The following is a 2,622-nucleotide window of genomic DNA, read 5'->3' as shown; positions in this document are numbered from 1 at the left end:
ACATCATATAATTTACTTATTTCAGATACGAGAGGCCGAACAAACTCAGCTTTATCTTCCGAAGCATGACTTATAAAAATTTTAATCATTGTGAAAGTTCAACTCCTTATGAATGCTAACGTTCGCCTAACAGGCGTAAAATGCTTGGCTAAAATTAGAAACAAAGTGACGCAAGCCAAGCTTTTTACGTCCTTTGTTGAGGCGCTTGTTATATTTATTGATATTTACCCACAAACTTCGTTTGTTGATTATGTGTCGTTAAATTTTTAGATGCCCATATTTTATATTTTTCGATGTTTCTTGGCTTGTTCCATTCTTTTTGGTTATGGTAGAACCACACGTATTGCTCTATGAACCCAGCTTTATATACGGAATAAAGCTCGCTAGCATAAACGTCTTTATAGGCACTTTTATCAGGTTCATTCTCATACATTTGAGCCATAATTGTTCTTGCTGTAACTTCACAAGAAATTGGAAAGTTATTATATGAGGCACCCTCATTTTGAATGCAAGTACCTAAACCAAAACTGAAACCAAACCATAGAGATCTCTCAGCTTTTGTAAGTTCAGGATGCGCATTTAAATTAACTCCAAACTGAAGGCTGTCGGATTTAGACTGAGTTGATTTACAACTAATTAAAAACAAACAAAATATAATTAAAACAAAATTCTTCAAAGGTATGCTCCATGCTAAATAAATATAACGCCTCACTAAGAGGCGAGTAATTGTTGGCTAAAATGTGAAGCGAAGCGGAACCGAGCCAACTATTACGAGTCCTGCTTTAGTGACTTGTTAAGTCTCTCTTCGTACAAACTAAGATTACTTAAAAACTGTTCAATAAAAGCTATATCTCTTTCGGTTGATGCTAAAGTGAACGCAAAATCAGTCTCTTTTCTTATTAATTCGCATTGTTCTAATGTTGCACCATCCATTGCGTATAAAATACCTGAAGGCCACTCATGCTCACAATGTGAAAGCCAATTTAAAATACTCTCTAAAAGTAGAGTTCTACCTTCAGAGTTTGAAGAATCGATTTCGTAACATTTGCGATAGAAATCCATCTCAACCAAGGAACCTAGTTCTTCAAAAATGCCTTTAGTTTTATAAACATTTTGAATTAGCTTACCAAGCCATAAAGTAGAGTTGTAGTCTTTAGACTCAAACCCTTCTTTTAGTATCGGGTATACCAAATTGATAAATATTTCATATCTGATACAGCTATGACGGTTCTTTTCAAGGTTTGGTAAATATGACCAAACCCAATTTTTAATTTCTTCACGACTCTTAAACGAGTCGACAAACTTTTTAACAGAGGCAGTCGCTTGCTTTTTTAAGCCAGCTTCTAGTTCTTTCTCAAAACTTTCGTAATACTCGATATTCATAAGAGACTTAACGCCCTAATAACAGGCAAAAAATTGTTTGCTAAAATGTTGAGGAACGAAAACAGCAAACTGTTTTTTGTCCTTGTTTATTAGCTTGTTATATAGCCTTACGCACCCAAACCAGGTGTAAAACTATATGAATTATTAAAAATATAGCTGGGCATAAAAACAAATAGAACTCAAACCAGCTACTACCAAGTTTAAACATTTCACCGTCAAAGTTAACACCCGACCAATAAGTGAATGCCAGAGCTAACAATCCAAAGATAAGAAATACCAACCGAGTTTTATGCTTAAGCTTTAAACCCCAACTTACAGAAGTTAAAGCAATGTAGCCAAAAATCCCAAATACTGAGGTAACAATCCACTTAAGGCTAAACATAATAGGCAAATCAAAAATACTACCAATTGCACCAATTAAAGCGAAAAATGCGAGGATCACCAACAATGTTGATGGAACCCAAGCCAGAATAGTAGTTAACCCAATTAGCAGATTTCTCATAAACCTCTTTGGCTATATAACGCCCAATTAAGTAGCTGACAACGCTACCAATACACTCAAACTTACCACCTAAATCACCGAAGCTAAATCGAACTAAAAATGCCAAGCGTTGGCAGTCTGCTTAAATTGCTTGTTATATGTGTTCTAACGTAGCCTTTGAGCCTAACTTTTCAATTAAACCACTTGGAGGATCCAAGAAGAATAGATAGTCAAAACCATGCACTGCACAAGCAATGACCGAATCATCTTTGAAGAACCGCCAGCCAGATACACCCTCATTACTTGCTAACATATCATCAAGTAAGTGTGCTCCCATGCTACTTAGTATAACTTTGGTACTGTCATGATTTAACTCCCAAAGCTTCTGCTTTCGGATATAAGGTTCGTTGTTATAACTAACAATTATTGGGGCATTCCCTTCATCTAAGAAGAATGGTGCTAGTGATTCAATAAGTTTTCTCTGATATTCATTGGCGAAATCTGTATTCTTTTCATCAAAATCAACCGAAAATTTATTACAACCAGCAGCAAAAGCGTATTCAACGATCCACTTTGACGACCTGAAATCTATCGCCTCATCGGATATATTAAGAATCATCAATTTCCTCCAAACACATAACGAATGATATGGACTCCCCACTCAGCACATTTTTACCAATGTGCCATAGTGAAGGTGATTATAAGCTTCAAATATGAGGAGTCCATATGTCTGTAATTAAAGCTGTTGGCATCGATTT

General features: G+C 35.7%; 4 protein-coding genes. All 4 read right to left on the bottom strand.

Annotated elements, in window-relative coordinates:
* Nucleotides 1-214 precede the first annotated feature (214 nt).
* The gene (locus tag OCI93_RS20715; protein WP_261627232.1) at nucleotides 215-676 is read right to left on the bottom strand and encodes a hypothetical protein; all 462 of its coding nucleotides are present in this window, start codon (nucleotides 674-676) and stop codon (nucleotides 215-217) included.
* Between the two features lie 92 nt (nucleotides 677-768).
* A complete protein-coding gene (locus OCI93_RS20710; protein ID WP_261627231.1) occupies nucleotides 769-1,383 on the bottom strand; it encodes a hypothetical protein in 615 nt (204 codons plus the stop codon).
* Between the two features lie 97 nt (nucleotides 1,384-1,480).
* Nucleotides 1,481-1,885, bottom strand: a complete 405-nt coding sequence (locus tag OCI93_RS20705; RefSeq protein ID WP_261627230.1) for a hypothetical protein — start codon at nucleotides 1,883-1,885, stop codon at nucleotides 1,481-1,483.
* 133 nt (nucleotides 1,886-2,018) lie between these two features.
* Nucleotides 2,019-2,483: a hypothetical protein gene (locus tag OCI93_RS20700; RefSeq protein WP_261627229.1), complete on the bottom strand. Its 465-nt coding sequence runs from the start codon at nucleotides 2,481-2,483 to the stop codon at nucleotides 2,019-2,021.
* Nucleotides 2,484-2,622: the final 139 nt, after the last annotated feature.

This window comes from Pseudoalteromonas holothuriae, assembly GCF_945859825.1.
In the GTDB taxonomy this organism is placed as follows: Bacteria; Pseudomonadota; Gammaproteobacteria; order Enterobacterales; family Alteromonadaceae; genus Pseudoalteromonas; species Pseudoalteromonas holothuriae.
This window is presented reverse-complemented; position numbering and strand designations above follow the sequence as displayed.

What these genes read in the sequence shown, in the direction of transcription:
- OCI93_RS20710 (WP_261627231.1), bottom strand. Translation starts at nt 1,383, where the DNA reads ATGAATATCGAGTATTACGAAAGTTTTGAGAAAGAACTAGAAGCTGGC.
- OCI93_RS20705 (WP_261627230.1), bottom strand. Translation starts at nt 1,885, where the DNA reads ATGAGAAATCTGCTAATTGGGTTAACTACTATTCTGGCTTGGGTTCCA.
- OCI93_RS20700 (WP_261627229.1), bottom strand. Translation starts at nt 2,483, where the DNA reads ATGATTCTTAATATATCCGATGAGGCGATAGATTTCAGGTCGTCAAAG.